Here is a 2284-nt window from a genome sequence, read left to right as displayed (position 1 = left end):
CAGATGCCGACCAAGAATTCGGAGGCCGACGCAGCCCGATACCGGGAGTACAAGGAGAAGAGGCTGTGGAAGCCGGTCGACGTATACGAGCAACAGACTGCGTTTCCTCGGCCCTAGCGCCTCTGTGTGAATCTGGATTCCCTCTTCGCTTTCGATAGTTATCAAGCGAAACGCGCCCCAATAGGCCGAGAACTGACCGGCCTCGGTTCGCCGCGAAGTCGGGAGTTGCACATGCACAGGCCACCGGTTCCGGACAGTTAGTTACGGGGCAGGTGTTCGGCAGGGGCCATTTGCTTGGGATACTCACGGAGGCTATACGCAGTGCCGAGGAGACTCGTCAGGGAAGAGTGGCATCAGTTCTACAACGTGGGCTCGTGGCAGAACAGCCTCATATGGCTTGCACAGAAAACGGCTTGCCTACCGCCAAGTCGTTGGGTCGCTGAGTCCGGCCATCGCAACTCGGACCAAATTAGACGAGGATCGCAATTTCCTCATCTAACGGACGATCTGGAGGCGGCTTCACGATCACCCTTAACTTGGGGTGACCACCCCTGTATCCCGGCCTCTCGTCCTCGTGGGCAAACACCTGAACCTGTCTCCCTTGGTCTTCCCAAGCCTCTTGGAGTCCACGTAGCTGGTAGATCGGTATGATGATTGGCGTTTGGTCATCATTGAGATAAACGTCAATTCTTGCGCTGTCGGTTTGGGGACGTGGCATGCCACTACGACCCGTTCTTACTCTCCCAAGCCTCGGCGGTTCGCCCATTTGTCCGGCGAACTACCTGACGGGTATCAGTCTAGCAAGTCGCATCAGATGCCGGGGCTACGAACTCTGCCCAACTATGTGCTGTGCCAGACTGCCCCGCCGTCCGTTTGTCCGGCGGGGAGCTTTGAGGGCATACACATGGAGTCGAGTTAGATCAGGATCGCTGTACCGACTGGCGGACTCAGCGGCGACCTGGAGCGCCAACGTAGTGTTGGCGCCAACGCCGTTCTTCGGCACGAAACCGCTTGGAGCGCGTCCGGCGAGGCCCGGAGGATCTAACTCGGGTCGTCCTGAAACGGCAAGATTCACGGGATCGCGGAGCCGCATACCACGACATTCGGAGGCTGTCACCGGTCCTTAAAGTGCTTTGCGGGTGCCATTTGCGTATAACGTGCCGCTCACTCGCCGAACGACCACTGGAAGCGGCACGCGTCTAACCCAGCCTTGCCGCCCTACTGTTTCCTCACGTAGGCGTAATACGCTCCCACGGTGCCTCCGTCGCCGGTGGTGAAGGTGGCTCTCATACGGCTCTTGCCGGCAGGCAAGGTCATTTGGAGCGTCACCTGCTTGGCCCCGGGCTCGACCGGGGCCTCGGCCGTCACATCTCCGATTCGGACCGAGGCGTTGACCGCCTGCACTGCCTTGCCGGGGCTCGCACGGAATGGGCTTTCCCCTGGCACGTCGGTCCCCGGAGGAAGCAGGGCGTCGATCGCTGTATCGGCCTCTTCCGGCCATCGTCGCAGACGGATTTCGTACCCGCCCGCTGCGGTCACGTTGACGTTCCAGTATCCGGTGGCGGATGGATCGTCCAACGCCTGGCGGACCAACGACTGATTCCAAGGCGTCGATTTCGTGGCGATCCAATCGTGGCTCGTCAGCCGGACCGGGTTCTCTCCTTCGTGGCCCAGGTAAATCGCGGGAATCCGTTGGAAGGTCGGCTTCAATTCGGCCCACCACGCTTCGTAGAAGGCCTTCAGTCGGGCGACTACATTGGGTTGGGTTCCGGCCACGTCGTTCTGCTGCGCCGGATCTTGCTTGATGTCGTAGAGCTCGGTGCCGTTGACCAGTCGCCAGCGGTTGGTCATCACGGCGCTCCTCCGCCACTTGATCGGATCCACGACCCTTTGCGAGTCAGTCACTAGGATGCGGTCCGGCCACGAGCCGTCGTCCGGATTCGCTCTGCTCTCCAAGAGCGGGCGGATACTGCGTCCGTCAAACACCACTCCCTTCGGCGGCGCGATCCCCGCAAGATCGATCAGGGTGGGCAGCACGTCGACGTGGGCGGTGATCGGCTCGACGTCGCGCCCGCCGACAAGCCCCCCTGCGGGCCAGTGGACGAACAGCGGCACTCGATGCCCTCCGTCGTACTCGCTTTGCTTCCTGCCCCGCATGCCGGCGTTAAAGACCTTTTCGCCCGCGCCGGTTCCGTTGTCGCTGGTGAAGATAAGGATCGTGTTGTGGGCCAGGCCCTCTCGCGCTAGGAAGGCCCGCAAACGGCCGACGTTGTGGTCGATGTTG

Annotated in this window: 1 protein-coding gene; it reads right to left on the bottom strand. The window is 61.3% G+C overall.

What is annotated here, in order from left to right; all coding sequences use genetic code 11:
• Positions 1-1218: 1218 nt before the first annotated feature.
• Positions 1219-2284, bottom strand: a 1066-nt coding sequence (locus OXF11_11975; GenBank protein MCY4487812.1) for a sulfatase-like hydrolase/transferase, incomplete at its 5' end; no start/stop codon positions are given.

It is taken from the genome of Deltaproteobacteria bacterium (genome assembly GCA_026712905.1).
Taxonomy (GTDB): domain Bacteria; phylum Desulfobacterota; class Binatia; order UBA9968; family JAJDTQ01; genus JAJDTQ01.
The sequence above is the reverse complement of the archived record's forward strand: the minus strand, read 5'-3'. Positions and strand labels throughout refer to the sequence as shown.